Below are 20142 nucleotides of genomic sequence, written 5' to 3'. Positions count from 1 at the left end.
GTTCGTGCGCGGGCTATTCGCAGGCTTTGAGCGACATGTCGAGCGACTTGATCTGGTGCGTCAGCGCGCCGACCGAGATGAAATCGACGCCGCACTCGGCGTAGTCGCGCATCGTGTCGAGCGTGATGCCGCCGCTGGATTCGGTCTCGCAGCGTCCGGCGACCTTCTTCACCGCTTCGCGTGTCATGGCGGGCGTGAAGTTGTCGAACATGATGCGGTCCGCGCCGCCTGCGGCGAAGACTTCGTCGATGTCCTCCAGCGAACGCACCTCGCATTCGATCGGAATATCCTTGCCCTTGGCCTTGAGGTATTCGCGGGCGCCGCAGATCGCCTTGCGGATGCCGCCGGCAAAGTCGATGTGGTTGTCTTTCAGCAGGATCATGTCGAAAAGACCCATGCGGTGGTTTTCGCCGCCGCCGATCTTCACGGCCATCTTGTCCAGTACGCGCATGCCGGGCGTGGTCTTGCGGGTGTCGAGGACTTTGGTGTGCAGTCCTTCGAGCCGCGCGACGTAAACGGCGGTCTGCGTCGCCACGCCGCTCATGCGCTGCATGATGTTGAGGATGATGCGCTCGGCCTGCAGCAGCGAACGCAGGCGGCCCGATACGTAAAACGCCACGTCGCCGGGTTTTACGCGGTCGCCGTCGTGAAGCACCTGCTCGAAGTGCATGTCGGGGTCGAGACGGTCGAATACGATCCGGGCGATTTCGATGCCGGCGATGATGCCTTTCTGCTTACACAACAGGCGCATGCGGCCGTGTTCGCCGGCCGGGATGCACGAAAGCGACGTGTGGTCGCCGTCGCCGATGTCTTCTTTGATGCAAAGCTCGATAAGCTCGTCTACGAAAGGTCTGTATTCGGGTTTCATGGTATTTATTTTACGAGTGTTCCAGTATATTTCGTATCATGGTCGAGTATGAGTTTTCCGCCGTTTGGCAGCGTGATGTCTGCCGAGCAGTTGAACCTTATGCTGAGGGTTTCCGGAGGCATCTCACCGTAGAAGTCGGTGATCCTGTAATCGGGATAGGGCGTGCTGCCGATGTAGGGAACGATCGGCGTCACCGTGCTTTTGAGTTCCGAGACGACTCCGCCGGTTTCATTGACGAACTCCAGTTTGGGGATGACGATCGTCAGGGCGGGCATGTTGCTTACGAATTTGATTCCCGGCATGGTGAGCGTGATCGTGCCGTCGTTGCTTTCGGTAAGTTCGTAACGTACGTTTTTCGATATCGTTTCTATGTTCGGTATCTGCGTTTTGTTTGTGACGATCAGCATGCCGTCGTATACGGCCGACTGTTTGCCGTTTCGTTCTTCGTCGTTGTCGCAGGCGGTGACGGCTGCGGCAGCCAGCAGGAGGAATAGTAATTTTTTCATGTTGCGTTATCCGTTTTATAAGTTAATGTTCAGTGTGATGCCGAATGTGCGGGGGCGTCCGCGCTGGACGAACTCGTTGCCGATCGATTTGAAATAGAATACGTCGTAACCGGCGTCGGCGAGGTTGCGGCCCCAGACGCTGAGCGAGTAGCGGGCGTGTTCGAAGCGTACCGAAGCGTCCGTAAGCGCGTAGAAAGGTTGTGAAAGCGTATTTTCCTCGTTCCACCAGATGCGGCCCGCGCAGCGGACGCCGGCCTGAAACACCAGATCGCCGAGCCATTTCACGCCGGTCGGGACGGTCCATGCGGCTCCGGCCGAAAGGGTGTGCTGCGGGGCGTAGGGGATGCGGTTGTCCTTGTAGCTGATGCGCACGGGATCGCCGTCGTCGTTCTTTACGGTCGTTTCGTACCGGACAAACCGGGCGTCGGTGTAGCCGTACGCGAGGTTGATGTCGAAGGTGCGCCACGGCGAAATTTGAACGGCCGCTTCGGCTCCGAGACTGCGCGTGCGCCCGGCGTTGGTCATCATGCGGCCGGTGGTCTGTCCCGGCGGAAAGACGGTGAGCTGCTGGTCGCGGCAGTCGATGTAGAACAGTGCGAAATCGCCCCGGACCGCGCCCTCCATGCACGAGAAATGCCCGCCGATCTCGTAGTTCCAGCTGTATTCGGGTTTGTAGGCGACGCCCCGCTGCACGTCGTACACTTCGCCGATGCCCATGCGGTTCATCATCTTCTGCTGGAGGACGTCGGAAAATATCTGGGTGTTGAAGCCGCCCGACTTGTAACCCTTGGCGATGGTCAGGTAGAGGTTGCGCGTCTCGTCGAAGGAGTACATGACCGAGAATTTGGGCAGCAGCTCGGTAAAGGTCTGTTTCAATGTGCTGCGGTCGTCGATTTCGAGCTGGAGTTCATATACGGCGTCGTCCTTGATGCGGGTTTTGGTGTACCACGTATCCGTATAGTTGCGGTAACGCAGGCGGGCGTGCTCGAAGTCGAAGCGCAATCCTGCGGTGAAGCGCCAGCGTCCCAGCGTATAGTTGGATTCGTGGTAGAGGGCGCCGCCAGCCGAAGGCATACGGAAATCGCTCCCCAGAAAGAGCTCGTCGCCGCCCGTTCCGTCCTTCAGCCCCCAGCTGTAGCGGTAGCTCTGGTCGTTTTCGTTGGCGTATTTGAGAATCAGCTCCTCGATGCCCGTCTGTTTGAAGTGCACCGGGGCGTTCATCGTGCCGTGGCGGTAGAATCCGAATGCCCCCAGCAGCCAGCGGTAGGCTTTGTCCCCGCGCGAACGGAAGACGAGGTCCTCGGTCACGCTATGCTCGGTACGGGCCTGCCTGAGCGTGAAATACGAGAGGGGCAGGAAATCCTGATCGAGGATCATCTCGTCGTCGGAATACTGGTAGCACGTGATGGAGGCGACGGTGAAACTGCCGGCGTCGTAGCGGATCGTGAGTCCGTCGCTCAGGGCGGTGCGGCGGTAGGAGCAGGGGTCGTTGTAGCGGATTTCCCCGCGGCGGACGACGGGGCGTCCGTCGTCGCCGATGATGTCGTCGCCGACATAGGCATAGGGATAGCCGCCCTGTTCGAGCACCGAGAACGAAAGCGTATTGTCGATGCGGAGTCCCGTGCGGTTGCGCCACTGGGTTTTCCAGCGTCCGCCGCCCAGCCGTTCCCAGTCGCATTTGTCGCCCGTGGCGAGATTCTCGAAGAATCCGCCCGTGTGGGTATAATAACCCGTTACGGCCATGCCCAGATCGGGCGTGAGTTTGTAGTAGGACGAGGCGCGGAACTTGTAGCTGTCGCCGCTGCCGTATTCGGCGCTCAGGCGCACGCCCTCGTACGAGAGCGGCGAGAGGGTGTAGACGTTGATTACGCCGCCCATCGTATTGCGGCCGTAGAGCGTGCTCTGCGGTCCGCGGAGTACTTCGATGCGTTCGGCGTCGGCCAGTTCCGTGTCGTAATTGTCCTTGTTGAGAACCGGTACGTTGTCGATATTGAGTCCCATGACCGGCTGGTCGATGCGCGCACCGAGTCCCCGGACGTAGATCGACGAGGTCATGCGCGAGCCGTAGTCGGGGGCGAAGAAGTTGGGGACCTGCTGGGAGAGGTGTTTCAGTGCGCCGATGCGCTCCCGTTCGATGGCGCGGCTGCCGACAATCGTCGCCGCGACGGGCTGCGACCGCAGGACCATGCCCTGCTTGATGGCCGTCACCTGCACCTTGTCCACCACGATCACGGTATCCGCCGCGGCCGGTTCCTCCCCGGCCGTGCCAGCGACTGCCGCCGTTGCCGCGGCATGCCGTTCCGGTGTCTGTTTTCCTCCGGCCGCCGCGAGGAGCGGAAGGAGTGTCAGAAGCGGTATGGTCAGTTGTCTGAGGTGCACGGTAAAGCGTTTGATTCGGATGCAAAGTAACGGATTTATTTCGGAAGCTGCAATCCTAATTTATGAGGAGGGGGCTTCACAGTTCGCCGGCATCGACGTAACCGGCCGTCAGGGCGTAGATGGCCAGACCCGCCACCGAGCGGATACCCAGCTTCTCCATGATGTTGCGGCGGTGCGAAATGACGGTCGTAAGCCCGATTTGCAGGCTGTCGGCGATCTGTTTGTTCATATAGCCGCGGGCGATCAGCGCCAGCACCTCGGCTTCGCGTCCCGAAAGGGGCGCGGTTTCGGGACGCACCGCGCCGGGAACGATGTGTTCGGACCGGTGCGCGCCGTGGTGCATGCGCAGGATGTCGCGGACGATCGCCTCCTCGTTGGTGCAGACGTCGATGCAGTGCATGTCCGCATAAGCAGGCTGGGGATGTCCGCTGCAAAGCAGGATCGTTTTGCTGCGCCGGGCGCGGAAGAAACTGCCGTGCGTGACGAAGAGCTGCGCCGCCACGAAGAAGTGGAAGAAGCGTTCCGGGTTCGCTTCCGTGAAGGATTCGAAGTCGCCGAAAAGTTCGACGTCGGCGGCGGGAATGATCTTTTCGAGAATGGATTTCATCCCGACGCCCATCAGGACGTTGGGCGCTGCGACGGCTATGGCGGGACGGCGCTCCATCGGCTTACTCGTGGTGATAGGGTTCGTTGTTGAGAATGGTGAAGGCGCGGTAGATCTGCTCGGCGAAGATCGCCCGCACGATCTGGTGCGAAAAGGTCATGCGCGAAAGGGACAGACGGGCGTCGGAGCGTTTGTAGACCTCCTCCGAGAATCCGTAAGGTCCGCCGATGACCAGCACCAGACGTTTCACGCCGCTGTTCATGCGTTTTTGGAGCCAATAGGCGAATTCGACCGACCGCATTTCGTCGCCCCGCTCGTCGAGCAGTACGACGTAGTCGCCGTCCGACAACTGGCGCAGGATCGCTTCGCCTTCGGCCGTGCGCTGCTGTTTGACGCTGAGGTTCTTGGTGTTGCGGATGTCGGGCAGGGCGGTGACCGCGAATTTGCAGTAGAAGTTTACGCGCCGGGCGTACATTTCGACCAGCGACGCGACCTCCTTCGAGTCGGTTTTGCCTATGACTATCAGTTCGATGACCATTTCTTTTCGTAAATCGTTTCCGCAGTCTGCCGCCGCATGCCGGACCGTGACTTGGTTGCCGGTCGAAGCGTTTGCCGGAGCTGCGCGAAAGGGGGGGGCGGGGCGTCGTCGCCCGGCCGGGGGGCGGAGCCGTGAAAAGCGGATTACAGGTCCGAATTCCATTCGCCGTCGGCGTCGGTGTAGATCACCGGCCGCGATTTCTCGACCGACTTGAGCCACTCGTAAGCCTTGTACATGTTGTAACCGTTGCCCGATTCGCCGCCCAGCGCGAAGGCGACGACGCAGGTGTGGTTGCGCGAGCGGTAGTACATCGCCTTGACCCGTTCGAGGTATTCGTCCGCCAGCGCGGGATCGTTCGACGGCGTGCCGCCCACACGGCGGTCGTCGCGCCTGTCGGGAGCGTTGATGTTGGCCCGGTCGATGACGTAAAGACCGAGTTCGTCGCAAAGTTCGTAGAACCACGCCGGCTGCGGATAGTCGGGGCAGACGGTGTTGCTGCCCTTGGATTTGAGGTTTTTCAGCTCCGCGAGGGTGGTTTTACGGTCTGCGGCGGCGTTGTAGCGGGTTTTGACGAGTTTGATCTCCTTGTCGAAGCGGGTGATGCGGCCGTCGGTGAATTCGGTCTTGCCGAAGCCGATCTTCAGCGGCATGTATTCGCGGTAAGCTCCGTCGCGGCGCGTGAAGAGCATGACTTTGTAGAGCGGCGGATTCTTGGCGCCCGGTTCCCATTTGTTGGCGTTGGTGCCGTAAATGAAGGGGCTGAAGCGCACCGTGTCGGTCGTGCGGCCCGGAATCACGACTTCGCGGATGTTGAAGTCGAGCAGTTTGCCCTGCGGCGAGTAGATGTCGTAACCCACGGTGACGGGTTCGTCGTAGTTGAATGCGTTCTGGGCGACGATGGCCAGTTCGAGTACGCCGAATTTGCGGGTGGAGTCGGGGACGAGCGCGATTTCGAAGTCGCGGATCGAGCGTTTGTTCTGGGTGTAGAGATAGCTGTTTTCGAATGCCTTGCGCGACGCCGGGGCGGCGTTGAGCGCATCGGCCGCGCTGCGGCGCAGAGTCAGCACGACGGCGTTCTTGCCTTCGCGGATGTAGGGTGTCAGCGCGAATTCGGCGGGCGTCGAGGAGTCTTCGACCTCGGCGACCTCGGTGTCGTTGACCGTGAGCGTATAGGCCGTGCCGACGTTTTCGAGGTGGAGGTACACCACGCCGTCGGTCCAGACGTAGGGAATGTCGATCACCTGCCCGACGGCCACCGCATCGTCCGTGGCCGCGAACGCTTCGGGGGTGTAGGCGATATAGGCTTCGACGCCTGCGCGGTTGCGGGCGTCGGCGTCGTGGCGCTTGTCGTAGGGAACGACCTCGGTGCGGTGGATGCGTCCCGCTTCGACCGGACGCGAGAGAATCTCGGTCGCGGGCGGCTCCTTGATATTGTAGAGGTCCTGTGCCCGGATGCTTGCGGCGCAGAGGATCGCCGCCGTCAGCAGTATGGTACGTTTCATCGTGCGTGTTCTTATATAGGTTAGGCAAAGGTACTTTTTTTTTGTCAAATCGCAAATAATAGGTATCTTTGTAAATTCGAAAAGAACGAATAGGAGCATTGATAAAATGAAAGATATGAAATCGCAGAGAATCGCAGAAATTCTGAAGTCGGGTGCCGAGGACACCGACATCGTCGTCAAAGGTTGGGTGCGCACCAAGCGCGGAAACAAGAATGTGGCGTTCATCGCCCTCAATGACGGATCGTGCGTTGCGAATATCCAGATAGTGGTCGATCTTGCCAAGTTCGGCGAAGAGCAGCTCAAACCCATCACCACGGGCGCCTGCATCCGTGTGGACGGACGGCTCGTGGCGTCGCTCGGATCGGGCCAGCGCGTCGAGGTGCAGGCCGAGAAGATCGAGATCTACGGCACGGCCGATCCGGAGACCTATCCCCTGCAGAAAAAGGGGCATTCGCTGGAGTTCCTGCGCGACATCGCCTACCTGCGTCCGCGCACCAATACCTTCGGCGCGGTGCTGCGCATCCGGCACGCCATGGCCTACGCCATTCACGAATATTTCAACAGGGAGGGTTTCTATTACTTCCACACGCCGCTTATCACGGCTTCGGACTGCGAGGGCGCAGGCGCCATGTTTCAGGTGACGACGCTCGACCTGAACGACGTGCCCAAGAATGAGCAGGGACAGGTCGATTTCTCGCAGGACTTCTTCGGCAAGGCCTGCAACCTGACCGTGTCGGGCCAGCTCGAAGGCGAGCTGGGTGCGCTGTCGCTGGGCCGCATCTACACCTTCGGTCCCACGTTCCGCGCCGAGAATTCCAACACTCCGCGCCATGCGTCGGAGTTCTGGATGATCGAGCCGGAGGCCGCCTTCTATGAGCTGGAGGACAACATGGAGCTGGCCGAGGATTTCCTCAAGTACCTGATCCGGTATGCGCTGGACAACTGCGCCGAGGACCTCGAATTCATGAACAAGATGTGGGACAACGGATTGCTGGACCGCCTGCACTTCGTGCTGGAAAACGACTTCAAGCGTCTCGACTACACCGAGGGCATCGAAATACTGAAGGCTTCGGGCCGCAAGTTCGAATTCCCCTGCGACTGGGGCTGCGACCTGCAGTCGGAGCATGAGCGTTATCTGGTCGAGGAGCATTTCAAGCGTCCCGTCATCCTGATCAACTATCCCAAGGACATCAAGGCCTTCTACATGAAGCAGAATGACGACGGCAAGACCGTACGCGCTATGGACGTATTGTTCCCCGGAATCGGCGAAATCATCGGCGGATCGGAGCGTGAGGCCGATTATGGCAAGCTTCATGCAAGGGTCGCCGAATTGGGCATGAACGAAAAGGAGCTTTGGTGGTATCTCGACACCCGCCGCTGGGGTTCGGCTCCGCATTCGGGCTTCGGTCTGGGCTTCGACCGGCTGCTGCTTTTCGTGACGGGCATGACCAACATCCGCGACGTGCAGCCGTTCCCGCGCACGCCGAAGAACGCCGATTTTTAAAACCGCCCGGAAAGGCTGTTTCACGCCTCTTGCTGCCGGACCCGAACGAATTTCTTGTTCGGGCTGTGCGGGGCAGGCCTAGAAATAAGCGCCTTTCCATACGATTTCCCCGGTTGCGGCCGTTTGTTTACTAACCGAAAGAAGAAACCAAATTCAGAACGAACTATTCTTAATTTGGAAAAAGTATGGCTATTAATCAGAAACAGGTATTATCGCTTCAGCAGAAGCTCTCTCCGCAGCAGATTCAGATGATCAAGCTCTTGGAGCTGCCCACCGTGCAGCTCGAACAACGTATCAAACAGGAGATTGAGGACAACATCGTGCTGGAGGAGGAGGAACATGCGTCCGAAGAGGAGGAGCAGCCACAGCAGATCTCCGTGGACGAGTATCTGCGCGAAGACGATACGCCTTCCTATAAAAGCCGCATAAACAACTATTCGAAAGACGACAAACAGCGTCCGGTTTTCCTGACCGAAGGCCGTTCGCTGCCCGAATATCTGCTCGAACAGCTCGGTTTCCGCAACCTTTCGGAGCGTGACATGCGTCTGGCCGCCTATCTGGTCGGGAGCATCGACGAGGACGGTTACCTGCGCCGCGATCTGGAATCCGTTGCCGACGACATCGCCTTCACGCTCGGAATCGAGACTTCGGCCGAGGAGCTGGAGCGCCTGCTCGGAGTCCTGCACGAACTGGAACCGGCCGGTATCGGCGCCCGCAACCTGCGGGAGTGCCTGCTGCTGCAGATGGCGCAGATTCCGATCAACAGCCGCCCCCGGCGGTTGGCCCGCAAGATTCTGACCAACTATTTCGAAGAGTTCGTCAAGAAGCATTACGAGAAACTGATGTCGCGCCTGCAGGTGTCGGAGGAGGATTTCCGCGAAGCGATCGCCGAGATCAGGCGGCTCTCGCCCAAGCCCGGCAACCTCTATGCCGAGGGCGGCACCGACACGACGCCCTATATCATTCCCGATTTTATCCTCGATTATCAGGACGGGCGGTTCCAGCTCTCGCTCAATTCGTACAACGTTCCCGAAGTCCGCGTGAACCGCCGTTATATGGACATGATCCGCGAGATGGTCGGCTCCGACGGCACGGTCCGCGAGAAGGACAAGGAGGCGATTCAGTTCGTGAAGAACAAGATCGACTCGGCCAAATGGTTCATCTCGGCCATCAAGCAGCGTCACGACACGCTGATGCGCACGATGCAGACCATTCTCGACTACCAGCAGGAGTACTTCAAGGACGGCGACAAATCGAAACTGCGGCCGATGATCCTCAAGGACATCGCCGACCGCACGGGACTCGACGTTTCGACGATCTCGCGCGTGGTGAACAGCAAATACGTGCAGACCCAGTTCGGCATCATCCTGCTCAAGTCGCTCTTCTCGGAGGCGATGCAGACCGAGAGCGGCGAGGAGGTGTCGAGTTATGAAATCAAGAACATATTGCAGGAGTGTATCGACGAGGAGGACAAACGTCATCCGCTGACGGATGAGACGCTGATGGACATTCTCAACTCGAAAGGCTACCGGATTGCCCGCCGCACGGTGGCCAAGTACCGTGAAATGCTCGGAATCCCCGTCGCCCGGCTCCGCAAACAGATATAGATGAAGAACAGAAAACCGGCCGCCGGCCGTTTGCGCCCCGTGCAGGGCGTTGCGGCCGGATACGGAACCGATTTGCGCTGATCCGCCGGGCCGCCCCGGAAGGCGGCGGCAGGTCTGAGGCAGTTGCGGCCGGTGTGATAATTTGAAGAATGTACAGAAAACTCTCGAACGGCATATCGTGGGCTTTGCACCCGTTTCTGCTGCCTCTCTACATGATCGGCGTACTGCTGACGCTTACCGTCTTCGCGCATTATCCGTCGGGCGTGAAGATCTACCTGCTGTGGGTGGTGGCGCTTTATGCCATTATCATCCCCCTGCTGGCGCTGGGGGTGCTGCGGTCGCTGGGCCGGATTTCGGATTACAGGATCGACGACCGCCGCGAGCGGCTTCTGCCGCTGCTGGTGGGCGCCGTGTGCTATGTGCTGTGCGCCATTACGATCGCCAAAATTCCCTCCGCCATCTTCCTGCGTAAGTTCATGATCGCCGCCGCCTGCTGCGAGGTGATGTGTCTGGCGGTGTCGCTCTATTGGAAGATCAGCCTGCACCTGACGGCGATGGGGGCCGTGGTCGCATTGCTGGTGGTGATGAATATCGCAGGCGTGGGCGACATGATGGTTCCGCTGATGATCGCCATACTCTGCGCCGGGGCGCTGGCTTCGGCCCGTCTTTATCTGGGGTGTCACAACGGGCAGCAGGTGCTGGCCGGATTCTGCGGCGGGTTCGCCGTCGCGGCGCTGGCCGTGCTGTTTCTGTAGTCGGTGCGGATATGAAATGGAAAGCCCGGAGCATTGCTCCGGGCTTTTTCGTATGCGGACTGCGGATCAGACGCATCCCTGCGCCAGCATGGCGTTGGCTACCTTCATGAAGCCGCCGATGTTGGCGCCGTTGACGTAGTTGATGTAGCCGTCGGCCTGAGTTCCGTACTGCACGCAGACGGAGTGGATGTTCTGCATGATCGAGCGGAGCTTGGCGTCCACCTCTTCGGGCGACCACGTGATGCGCATCGAGTTCTGCGTCATTTCGAGACCCGACGTCGCCACGCCGCCTGCATTAGCGGCTTTGCCCGGCGCGTAGAGCAGCTTGTGCTGCTGGAAGATGCGGATGGCGTCGGGCGTCGAGGGCATGTTGGCGCCTTCGGCGACGCAGATGCAGCCGTTGTCGACGAGCGCCTGCGCTTCGTCGCCGTTCAGCTCGTTCTGCGTGGCGCACGGCATGGCGATGTCGCACTTGACGCCCCACGGACGCTGGCCGGGGTAGTAGGTCGCCGAAGGATAGCGGTCGGCGTACTCCTTGATACGGCCGCGGAAGATATTTTTCAATTCCATTACGTACTCCAGTTTCGCGGCGTCGATGCCTTCGGGATCGTGGATGTAACCCGACGAGTCGGAGAGCGTCACGACTTTGGCGCCGAGCTGCGTGGCTTTCTGGCAGGCGTACTGCGCCACGTTGCCCGAACCCGAAATGCAGACGGTCTTGCCTTCGAAGCTCTCTTTGCGCGTGGCGAGCATCTCCTGCGCGAAGTAGCAGGTGCCGTAGCCCGTGGCTTCGGGGCGCAGCGGGCTGCCGCCCCAGTCGCGGCCCTTGCCGGTGAGCGTGCCCGTGAATTCGTCGCGCAGACGTTTGTACTGGCCGAACATGAAGCCGATTTCACGGCCGCCGACGCCGATGTCGCCCGCCGGAACGTCGGTGTCCTGTCCGATGTGACGCTGAAGCTCGGTCATGAACGACTGGCAGAACTTCATCACCTCGTTGTCCGAACGGCCTTTGGGGTTGAAGTCCGAACCGCCTTTGCCGCCGCCCATGGGCAGGGTCGTCAGGCTGTTCTTGAAGGTCTGTTCGAAGGCGAGGAACTTGAGGATCGAGAGATTGACCGAAGGATGGAAGCGGATGCCGCCCTTGTAAGGGCCGATGGCGCTGTTCATCTGTACGCGATAGCCGCGGTTGATTTCGATTTCGCCTTTGTCGTTGAGCCACGGCACGCGGAAAATGATGACGCGTTCGGGTTCGGCGATGCGCTCCAGAACTTTCATTTTCTGCAATACGGGGCTTGCCACGATGTGGGGTGCCAGCGATTCGGCCACCTCGCGGACAGCCTGATGGAATTCCGGCTCGTTGGGGTTGCGGAGGGTGAGTTGCGCCATGAAATCTTCGACGTACTGATGGGCTTGAGCGTTCATAGTCAATCTGTGTTTTGAGGGTTATTATTCGAGTACCGCCGTAAAAATAATGTATCTTCGGGAGTTTTGCAAGTTCTTTAAGAATTTGCTAAAATATTTTACTTATGCGATTTTCAGTTTCAGACCCTGTTGTGCTTACTGTCTGCGGGAAGGGACGGACCGGGGATGAAAATCCGTAATAAAAAATGACAGATCCGTTGTGAATCTGTCATTTGAAAAAAAATGTAATTTTTTTCGTCTACTTCGCATTTTCTCCCGCTTGACGGCTGAATTCGAAGCCGATGTAGACGTTTTTGTAGTTTTCGAGCAGCGCGACGATGGTCTCCATCGACGATATTTTGCTGCCCATCGCCTTGACCATGTCGATGAGTTTGGTGACGGGGAAGACCAGCAGCAGATTAGAGCCGTCGATGTAGGCGTGCCCCGGAACCGAACCCAGATCGAGTTTGTCCTTGGCGAAGTTGAGCGTGGCGACGTGCGTCGAAGCGTCGAATTCGTAGGTTCCCGAAAGTTCGTATTTGCCCATCAGGGTGGTGAATTTGCCGTCTTTGGCGAATGTGACCGTACCGGCACCGGGTTTGATGCCGGCCATCTGGTAGCCCTTGTCGAGCTGCTGTTTGATGTTGTCCTGAAGTACCGTGCCGCCGAGCTGGCTCAGCAGGTCGTTGCCCTCGAATTTCACGCCCGGAGCGGTGTAGTTCCATGTGCCGGCGAGCGCATATTGCGTCAGCTTGCCGTCGGTGGCCTTGTCTGCGGCGGTCGTGGCGGCTTTTTTCAAGGCTTCCTTCCAGTCCTGCGCCGTGGCGGAGCTTCCGGCGAGCAGGAGCGTCGCAATCGCCAGTAAGAGATTTCTTTTCATGATCATTTCAGGTATTTCAGGGTTTCGAGTTCTTTGAGCCACACGGCCGCCGAGGCGTCCGAAGGCATGCGCCAGTCGCCGCGCGGCGAGAGCGCCGCGGAACCGACCTTCGGGCCGTCGGGCATGGCCGAACGCTTGAACTGCTGCGAGAAGAAGCGGCGGAAGAAGACCGTCAGCCATTTGAGGATCGTCGCGCGGTCGTAGCTGCCGTGGAAGGCCTGCTCGGCGAGGAACAGGATTTTAGCCGGGCCGTAGCCTGCGCGGATGAAGTTGTAGAGGAAGAAGTCGTGGAGTTCGTAGGGACCCACGAGGTCCTCGGTTTTCTGGGCGATTTTTCCCTCCTTGTCGGCCGGGAGCAGTTCGGGGCTGACCGGGGTGTCGATGACGTCGAGCAGCGTCGCGCGCGCGGCCATGTCGGATTCCGTGTCCGCGACCCATTGCACGAGGTGGCGCACCAGTGTTTTGGGCACCGAGGCGTTCACGCCGTACATCGACATCTGGTCGCCGTTGTAGGTGGCCCAGCCCAGCGCCAGCTCGCTCAGGTCGCCCGTGCCGACCACCAGACCGCCCTCCATGTTGGCGACGTCCATCAGTATCTGCGTGCGCTCGCGGGCCTGACTGTTTTCATAGGCCGCCGAGCGGTCTTCGGGATCGAGTCCGATGTCGCTGAAGTGCTGCGAGCAGGCGTCGCGGATCGGAATTTCGCGGATCGTGACGCCCAGCCCGCGCATCAGTTCCAGCGCGTTGTTGTAGGTGCGGTCCGTGGTGCCGAAGCCGGGCATGGTGATGCCGATGATTCCGGCGCGGTCGAGTCCCAGCTTGTCGAACGTGCGGACCGTGACGAGCAGGGCCAGCGTCGAATCCAGTCCGCCCGAAATGCCGATTACGGCCTTTTCGCAGCGGGTGTGCACCAGCCTTTTGGCCAGCCCGTGCGACTGTATCTGGAAAATCTCCTCGCAGCGTTCGCTGCGGTGCGCTTCGTCCTGCGGCACGAACGGCATCGGGTCGATGTCGCGGTCGAGCGCCGCGGCCCGGAGTCCTTCGGGGACCTCCATTTCGATTACGGTGTTCTCCGCCGCCCCTTCGTGCATGCGGAACGAGGTGTTGCGGCGGCGTTCGAATTCCAGCCGCTGAATGTCGATATCGGCCACGACGAGCTGCTCTTCGAGCCGGAAGCGTCCCGATTCGCGGAGTATCCGGCCGTTTTCGGCGACGATGCCGTTGCCGGCGAACACCAGATCGGTGGACGATTCGCCGAAGCCTGCCGAGCAGTAGACGTATCCCGCGAGGGTGCGGGCCGACTGCTGGGCCACGAGCTGACGCAGGTAGGCGTGCTTGCCCACCGATTCGGGCGACGCCGAGAGGTTGAAGATCACCTTGGCGCCGTTGAGCGCGAGGTGCGACGAAGGCGGAATGGCGGTCCAGAGGTCCTCGCAGATTTCGACGCCGAATTCCGTGCCGTTAATCCCGAACGTGAGGTCCGCGCCGAAGTCGGCGCTCTGCTCCGCGACGGAGATCGTCTCTTCCGAGATTCCGGCGCCGGATGCGAACCAGCGGTTTTCGTAGAACTCCGTATAGTCGGGGATGTAGGTCTTGGGTACGACGCCCAGCACACGGCCCTGCGTGAAAACGACGGCGCAGTTGTAGAGTGTCGAGCCGTGGCGCAGGGGCGCGCCGGCGATGATGACCAGCGGCAGTTTGCGCGTGGCTTTTACCAGCCGCGCAAGGGCTTCGTCGGCCGCGTCGAGCAGCGCCGGCTGCAGCAGCAGGTCGGCGCAGGTGTAGGCCGTGACGGCCAGTTCGGGAAACGCGACGATCTCGACGCCCCGCTGCACGGCCTCTTCGGCCATCGCGGCGATCCGCTCGGTGTTGAAGTCGCAGTCGCCGACCCGTACGTGCGGCACCGCTGCCGCCACTTTCAGAAAACCGAAATTATCCATAGGTTTGTATGTTGTTTTGCCGCCGTCTTCGCTCCGGATCCCCGCTTTGCGGCGGGGACGGAGATGCGGCGGATTCGTCGCGGCGGCGGTCCGGACTGCCGCCGTTGCGGTCATATGTTTATTCGGCCCACAACTGTGCGAGGTTCAGGATCACCTGCTGGGCCTTGCGCATCGTGGTGAGCGAGCAGTATTCGAATTTGCCGTGGAAGTTCATGCCGCCCGTGAAGAGATTGGGGCAGGGGAGTCCCATGAACGAGAGCCGTGCGCCGTCCGTGCCGCCGCGAATCGGGCGGACGAGCGGTTTCACGCCGGCGCGCTCCATCGCTTCGAGCGCCTTGTCGATCACCTGCGGATGCGGTTCGACCATCTTGCGCATGTTGAAGTACTGGTCCTTGACGGTGAGGGTCAGCACTTCGTCGCCGTATTTCTTTTTCAGCAGATCGACGCAGGCCCACATGAAGACCTTCTTCTGTTCGAATTTGTCGGCGTCGTGGTCGCGGATGATGTAGCTGACGGAAGCCTTCTCGACCGTGCCGTTCAGTCCCACGCAGTGGTAGAATCCCTCGTACCCTTCGGTATGTTCGGGGCGCTGGCAGGCCGGAAGGAAACGCTGCAGGTCGCAGGCTACCTCGATGGCGTTGATCATCTTGTCCTTGGCGTATCCGGGGTGGACGTTGCGGCCTTGGATGTCGATTTTGGCGCTCGCGGCGTTGAAGTTCTCGTACTCCAGTTCGCCCTCCATGCCGCCGTCCACCGTGTAGGCGAAGTCGGCGCCGAAAGCCTTGACGTCGAAGAAATCCACGCCCCGGCCCACCTCCTCGTCGGGCGTGAAGCCGATGCGGATTTTGCCGTGTTTGATTTCGGGATGTGCGAGCAGGTACTCCGCGGCGGTCATGATCTCTGCCACGCCCGCCTTGTCGTCGGCGCCGAGCAGCGTCGTGCCGTCGGTGTGGATCAGCGTGTGGCCTTTGAAGAACTCCAGTTCGGGGAAGTCCGCGACCCGCATCGTGAGCTGGCCGTTCAGCGCGATGTCGCCGCCGTCGTACTCCTCGATGATGCGGGGCTTGACATCCTTGCCGCTCATGTCGGGCGACGTGTCCGCATGGGCGATGAAGCCGATCACGGGAGCGTTCTCGCAGCCCGGCGTCGCGGGGACGGTGCCCATCACGTAGCCGTATCGGTCCATCGTGACTTCGGTCATGCCGAGCGCCTGCATTTCGTCGCGCAGGGCGGCCAGCAGGACTTTCTGTTTCTCGGTCGAAGGGAACGTGCCGCTCTCCTCGGACGACTGCGTGTCGTAGGAGACGTATTTCAGGAATCTTTCTTTGAGGTCCATGGTGTTGTGTTGTTTATGGCGTTACTATTGTGGCTGTCGAGCCGTTGACGATTGCTATGGAGTGCGAGCCGTCGGGGTTTACCACCACCGACGTGTTGCCGCACGGAGGCATGACGACCGCATGGCCTCCTTCGGGCGTGACGACGACGGAGGGATAGGAGGGGCCGGTAAGGGATATGTGCGTTCCCGCCCTGTTCTTCCGCTGCGGAGCGTCGGCCGCCGCCGGGGTTTCCGTGCCGCATCGCTGTGCGACGGTCAGCGGGGCGCAGCCTTGCAGCAGCGTCGCGGCGACGAAGAGTATGACGGCGGTTTTCATGCGCTTCGGTGTTTCCTATTCTTCTTTTTTAGCTCGGAGCGTGTGCCAGCCGAAGTAACCGATCAGTGCGAGATACATGACCAGTCCGGTCCACTCTGCGGCGTTCGACGAGGCCCATCCGCTCAGGAACCAGTCCACTTCGGCGAATTTCAGCAGGGCGCTCACCACGCCCATCAGCGCGCCGCCGGCGATGAAGCCCGACGCGATCAGCGTGCCGCGGTCGAAGCGCGCCTTGTTGAGAGCTTCGTCCTTCGAGCGGTTCGAGACGAACCACGCTACCAGACCGCCGACTACCAGCGGGGCGTTCAGCTCCATCGGGATGAACATGCCCAGTGCGAAAGCGAGTGCCGGAACGCCGATCGAGGTCAGCACCAGCGCCAGCGCCGCGCCGCAGAAGTAGAGCATCCACGGGGTCTGGCCGCCGGTCATCAGGGGCTGGATCACGGCCGCCATGGCGTTGGCCTGCGGAGCCACGAGGGCGCCCTCGCCCACGAATCCGTACGATTTGTTGAGGATGATCATCACCCCGGCCACGGTTGCCGCAGCAACGAACGTGCCGAGGAATTTCCATGCCTCCTGCTTGCGGGGCGTGGTGCCGAGCCAGTAGCCGATCTTGAGGTCGGTGATGAAGCCGCCGGCCATCGAGAGCGCCGTGCAGACCACGCCGCCGATGATCAGCGCCGCCGTCATGCCCGTCGTGCCGCTCAGTCCGACGCTTACGAGCACCAGCGACGAGAGGATGAGCGTCATCAGCGTCATGCCCGACACGGGGTTCGTGCCGACGATGGCGATGGCGTTGGCCGCCACGGTCGTGAAGAGGAACGAGATGACGAAGACGATCAGAATGGCCGTTACGGACTGTACCCAGCCGTCGAGCAGTCCGAAGTGGAAGAAGACGAAGATCGAGACGAGCGTGGCGATCAGGATCGTGAGGATGCGCTTCATCGTCAGGTCGCGCTGCGTGCGTTCGGTAGCGGCGGCTTGGGTTTTGTTGCCCCCCCCCAACTCCGAAACGGCCAGCCCTACGGCCTGACGGATGATCTTCGACTGTTTGACGATGCCGATGATGCCCGCCATGGCGATACCGCCGATGCCCAGCGGCTTGCCGATGAAGGCGAAGAGGTTCTCGGCCGTGAAAAGACGCTGCGGATCGGCCATGATGTCGGCGCGCGTTACGCCCAGCAGCGAAGCCATGGCAGCCGGGTCGATGCTGTCGGCCAGCGAACCCACCAGCGGCACGACGAGGAACCAGACCAGACACGAACCTGCGGTGATGATCATGGCGTATTTCAGACCGATGATGTAGCCCAGACCCAGCACGGCGGCCGAGGTGTTGAGCGAAAAGACGACCTTGAACTTGTCGGCGGCGACCTGTCCCCATGCGCAGATGCGCGTCGAGACCGCTTCGGTCCACATGCCGAACGTGCCGACGGCGAAATCGTAAAGACCGCCTATGAGTCCCGCCACGGCCAGCAGCTTGGCCTGATTGCCGCCCTTCTCGCCGGAGATGAGCACTTCGGTCGTAGCCGTCGCTTCGGGGAAGGGGTATTTGCCGTGCATCTCCTTGACGAAGTATTTGCGGAACGGGATCAGCAGGACGATACCCAGCAGGCCGCCGAAGAGCGACGAGAGGAATACCTGATAGAATGCCGCGTCGAGTCCGAGGATGTAGAGCGCCGGGAGGGTGAAGATGGCGCCCGCGACGATTACGCCCGAACAGGCGCCGATCGACTGGATGATGACGTTCTGTCCCAGCATGTTCTTTTTACCCAGTACGTTGCCCATGCCGACGGCGATGATGGCGATCGGGATCGCCGCTTCGAATACCTGTCCGACCTTCAGGCCGAGAAATGCCGCCGCGGCCGAGAAGACGACGGCCATGACGATGCCCATCGTGACCGAATAGGGCGTCACCTCGCGGGGCGACGACGAGGCGGGCATGATGGGCGTGTACTCTTCGCCCGGTTTGAGTTCCCGGTAAGCGTTTTCGGGCAGCGATGTAAGTTGTTTTTCCTGTTCCATTTATTGAGGTTCTTTGATGTATTTGTCCAGATCCTTGAGGATGTAGTAGCGGTTGAGCGATGCGGGCGCCTTCTTCTCGTCGAGGTAGCTGTAGAGTGCGCCGATTGCGGCCGCCAGACGCAGCCGCTCGCCGCGCTCTTCGGATGCCGCGGCGAAGTCGAACAGCAGTTCGGCGAATTTTTCGAGGTCCGCGTCGCTGAATCCGTATTCGCCGACGAGGGTGGCGATGAAATCCTCTCCGGCCAGCAGCGTGTCGATGTCCAGATCCAACTGCTCGGCCAGCTCCGTTTTGGCGGTTTCCCGGATGAGTTCGGGGGCGCCCGACTTTTTGAGGAGACCGATTTTGTCCAGAAGGGCTGCGATCAGCTCTCCGATGCGGTTGATTTCACGTAAGATATAGTCTTCCATAGTTAGCGGTTGTCGCCGCTGCCCGAAATGATGTGACGCTGCATGCGCGAACGGAGCTTGTCGACGTTCATCTGCGCCACGTCGTCCAGTTCGTAGCCCAGATCGCGCGAGAGCGTGGCGCAGTACCACAATACGTCGCCGATCTCCTTGACGATTTCGAGCCGTTTCTCGTCGGAGAACTCCTCGTGTCCGTCGCGGATGACTTTCTTGACTTTGTCGGCCACCTCGCCCGCTTCGCCCGTCAGTCCGAGCGTGGGGTAGATGATGCGGCGGTTTTCGGGGTAGATCGCCGTTTCGAGCGCGTGCTGCTGATATTCGTTGAGTGTCATGAATGCTGAGAATTTGAACGTTTGGGAATAACTGTCGGACAAAAATAACAAAATAATTTAGAAATACGCACCAAAAAGCCCTTGTTCCTCACGAACAAGGGCCGAAGAATCGCGCCGCTTCCCCGGCGGCGGGGTGTTTTGCCGCCTACGGCCCGATTCGCACGAATCCGGATTCCGGACGGCGGGACGAATCGGGGAGTGCTGCGGTTATGCGCGGGGCGGTTCCGAACGCGGTCTTTCCGCTGTTGGAAATCAACGGGAACAGTCTGGCCGGATTAACGGCGGCCGCCGGCGATTATCATTTCGCGGAGCGTGGCGTTGAACGGCTCCTGCCGGAGCAGCTCCTCCAGCGTGAGGTGCATGCGGTAGCGCCAGTAATAGCGGGGCGCGGCCGGGATGTTGATGCGCTCCCTGTCCGCATGCGGACTGCGCAGGGCCGCGTCGGTCGCGAGCCAGTCCTGCAGCGGAAGTATGGCGAGCATGGCCGGGGAGCGTAGGTGCATGTCGACGATGCGGCGGCAGATCCACGGTTCGCAGGTGCGGGGAGCGTCGCCCTCCATGCCCAGCACTTCGCGGTAGAAACGTTCCGAGAGTTCGCGGTTCTCCTCCCACCATGCCCGCAGGGGATTCATGTCGTGGGTCGAGGTGGTGCAGACCGAGAAATAGGGGTAGCGCGCCGGGTCGGCGAACACCTCGCCCAGCGATTTGGGCATCCGCTGGATTTCGAGCGAAAGGATTTGCAGTGCGCGCATCGTTTCGGGAACGCTGTCGGGAATCATGCCGAGGTCCTCGCCGCAGGCCAGCATCCGCGTCGCCGAGAGGAGCACGGGGAGTTTGCGCAGGGCCGACTCCTGCCAGAACCGGTTGTGGCGGCGGTAAAAGAAGTCGTCGTGAAGCCGGTCGAAAGTGTCGCGCCGCTGCGGGTCGAGGGTGCGGTACATATAGGTCGATTGGGCCGCGATGCGGGGATGGAAAAAACCTTTGCGGCGCGGGTCCTCGATGAACAGCACGTCGTCGAGCAGCGTCATCAGCCCTTCGCGCAGGCGGCTTCGGCGCGGATCGTCGCCGGGAAAGCGCTCGGCGACCTTGCGTTGCGTCGCATAGGCGGGCAGCAGCCGGCCCTCCTTCATGCAGGTCGTGCGCACTTCGTCGGCCAGCTCGCCGAACAGTTCGCCGAGCATCCGGTCGTCGGGCGCGGGAACGGTGAAGCGTCCCCCGGCCGTATCGAAGCCCATGCCGCGCAGTTC

The 20142-nt window shown here is 60.7% G+C and carries 18 protein-coding genes; 3 read left to right on the top strand and 15 right to left on the bottom strand.

Features of this window, described 5'->3' with window-relative positions:
- Nucleotides 1-13 precede the first annotated feature (13 nt).
- The 6 genes from nadC to ACESTR_RS07870 all read right to left on the bottom strand — a co-directional run bounded on the left by nadC (nucleotide 14) and on the right by ACESTR_RS07870 (nucleotide 6397).
- Nucleotides 14-868, bottom strand: coding sequence for a carboxylating nicotinate-nucleotide diphosphorylase (gene nadC / locus ACESTR_RS07895; protein WP_279065800.1), 855 nt, complete (start codon nucleotides 866-868; stop codon nucleotides 14-16).
- Between the two features lie 5 nt (nucleotides 869-873).
- Complete coding sequence (locus ACESTR_RS07890; RefSeq protein ID WP_022043523.1) at nucleotides 874-1374, bottom strand: hypothetical protein; 501 nt, start codon at nucleotides 1372-1374, stop codon at nucleotides 874-876.
- 15 nt (nucleotides 1375-1389) lie between these two features.
- Nucleotides 1390-3753 carry a TonB-dependent receptor gene (locus ACESTR_RS07885; RefSeq protein WP_022043524.1) on the bottom strand — a complete coding sequence of 788 codons (2364 nt, stop codon included), beginning with the start codon at nucleotides 3751-3753 and terminating at the stop codon, nucleotides 1390-1392.
- A 76-nt stretch (nucleotides 3754-3829) separates the two neighbouring features.
- Nucleotides 3830-4417 carry a helix-turn-helix transcriptional regulator gene (locus tag ACESTR_RS07880; protein ID WP_022043525.1) on the bottom strand — a complete coding sequence of 196 codons (588 nt, stop codon included), beginning with the start codon at nucleotides 4415-4417 and terminating at the stop codon, nucleotides 3830-3832.
- A gap of 4 nt (nucleotides 4418-4421) precedes the next feature.
- Nucleotides 4422-4895 (bottom strand): 23S rRNA (pseudouridine(1915)-N(3))-methyltransferase RlmH, encoded by a 474-nt coding sequence (rlmH, locus tag ACESTR_RS07875; RefSeq protein WP_009597397.1) that lies wholly within the window; start codon nucleotides 4893-4895, stop codon nucleotides 4422-4424.
- Nucleotides 4896-5038: 143 nt separating this feature from the next.
- Nucleotides 5039-6397 (bottom strand): glycoside hydrolase family 2 TIM barrel-domain containing protein, encoded by a 1359-nt coding sequence (locus ACESTR_RS07870; RefSeq protein ID WP_373179069.1) that lies wholly within the window; start codon nucleotides 6395-6397, stop codon nucleotides 5039-5041.
- Nucleotides 6398-6512: 115 nt separating this feature from the next.
- Between ACESTR_RS07870 and asnS the strand changes: the two genes are divergently transcribed.
- The 3 genes from asnS (at nucleotide 6513) to ACESTR_RS07855 (ending at nucleotide 10263) form a co-directional block, all read left to right on the top strand.
- Nucleotides 6513-7901 (top strand): asparagine--tRNA ligase, encoded by a 1389-nt coding sequence (asnS, locus tag ACESTR_RS07865; protein WP_009597341.1) that lies wholly within the window; start codon nucleotides 6513-6515, stop codon nucleotides 7899-7901.
- Between the two features lie 185 nt (nucleotides 7902-8086).
- Nucleotides 8087-9508: an RNA polymerase factor sigma-54 gene (gene rpoN, locus ACESTR_RS07860; protein ID WP_009597405.1), complete on the top strand. Its 1422-nt coding sequence runs from the start codon at nucleotides 8087-8089 to the stop codon at nucleotides 9506-9508.
- Nucleotides 9509-9657: 149 nt separating this feature from the next.
- Complete coding sequence (locus ACESTR_RS07855; RefSeq protein WP_009597364.1) at nucleotides 9658-10263, top strand: hypothetical protein; 606 nt, start codon at nucleotides 9658-9660, stop codon at nucleotides 10261-10263.
- Between the two features lie 66 nt (nucleotides 10264-10329).
- Here ACESTR_RS07855 and gdhA read toward each other — a convergent pair whose 3' ends face one another.
- From gdhA to ACESTR_RS07810, 9 genes are all read right to left on the bottom strand, one after another.
- On the bottom strand, nucleotides 10330-11685 hold the full coding sequence (gene gdhA / locus ACESTR_RS07850; RefSeq protein ID WP_009597394.1) for an NADP-specific glutamate dehydrogenase: 1356 nt from the start codon (nucleotides 11683-11685) through the stop codon (nucleotides 10330-10332).
- Nucleotides 11686-11923: 238 nt separating this feature from the next.
- Nucleotides 11924-12550 (bottom strand): DUF4923 family protein, encoded by a 627-nt coding sequence (locus ACESTR_RS07845; RefSeq protein WP_341465167.1) that lies wholly within the window; start codon nucleotides 12548-12550, stop codon nucleotides 11924-11926.
- Nucleotides 12547-14484 (bottom strand): NAD(+) synthase, encoded by a 1938-nt coding sequence (locus tag ACESTR_RS07840; RefSeq protein WP_373179068.1) that lies wholly within the window; start codon nucleotides 14482-14484, stop codon nucleotides 12547-12549. Before ACESTR_RS07840 ends, ACESTR_RS07845 begins: the two co-directional genes overlap by 4 nt.
- Before the next feature lie 118 nt (nucleotides 14485-14602).
- A complete protein-coding gene (gene pepT, locus ACESTR_RS07835; protein WP_042493629.1) occupies nucleotides 14603-15820 on the bottom strand; it encodes a peptidase T in 1218 nt (405 codons plus the stop codon).
- A gap of 13 nt (nucleotides 15821-15833) precedes the next feature.
- Complete coding sequence (locus ACESTR_RS07830; RefSeq protein WP_302576606.1) at nucleotides 15834-16136, bottom strand: hypothetical protein; 303 nt, start codon at nucleotides 16134-16136, stop codon at nucleotides 15834-15836.
- Between the two features lie 15 nt (nucleotides 16137-16151).
- Nucleotides 16152-18158 carry an OPT family oligopeptide transporter gene (locus ACESTR_RS07825; protein WP_195290110.1) on the bottom strand — a complete coding sequence of 669 codons (2007 nt, stop codon included), beginning with the start codon at nucleotides 18156-18158 and terminating at the stop codon, nucleotides 16152-16154.
- Nucleotides 18159-18566, bottom strand: coding sequence for a hypothetical protein (locus tag ACESTR_RS07820; RefSeq protein WP_022043531.1), 408 nt, complete (start codon nucleotides 18564-18566; stop codon nucleotides 18159-18161).
- A 2-nt stretch (nucleotides 18567-18568) separates the two neighbouring features.
- Nucleotides 18569-18895, bottom strand: coding sequence for a nucleoside triphosphate pyrophosphohydrolase family protein (locus tag ACESTR_RS07815; RefSeq protein ID WP_009597369.1), 327 nt, complete (start codon nucleotides 18893-18895; stop codon nucleotides 18569-18571).
- A gap of 275 nt (nucleotides 18896-19170) precedes the next feature.
- On the bottom strand, nucleotides 19171-20142 hold a 972-nt coding region (locus ACESTR_RS07810; RefSeq protein WP_373179067.1), incomplete at its 5' end, for a 4-alpha-glucanotransferase.

Origin of the sequence: Alistipes sp. DJF_B185, from assembly GCF_964250025.1 — a bacterium.
In the GTDB taxonomy this organism is placed as follows: domain Bacteria; phylum Bacteroidota; class Bacteroidia; order Bacteroidales; family Rikenellaceae; genus Alistipes; species Alistipes finegoldii.
Note: the sequence above shows the minus strand (reverse complement) of the source record. Positions and strands in the feature narration are given on the sequence as shown.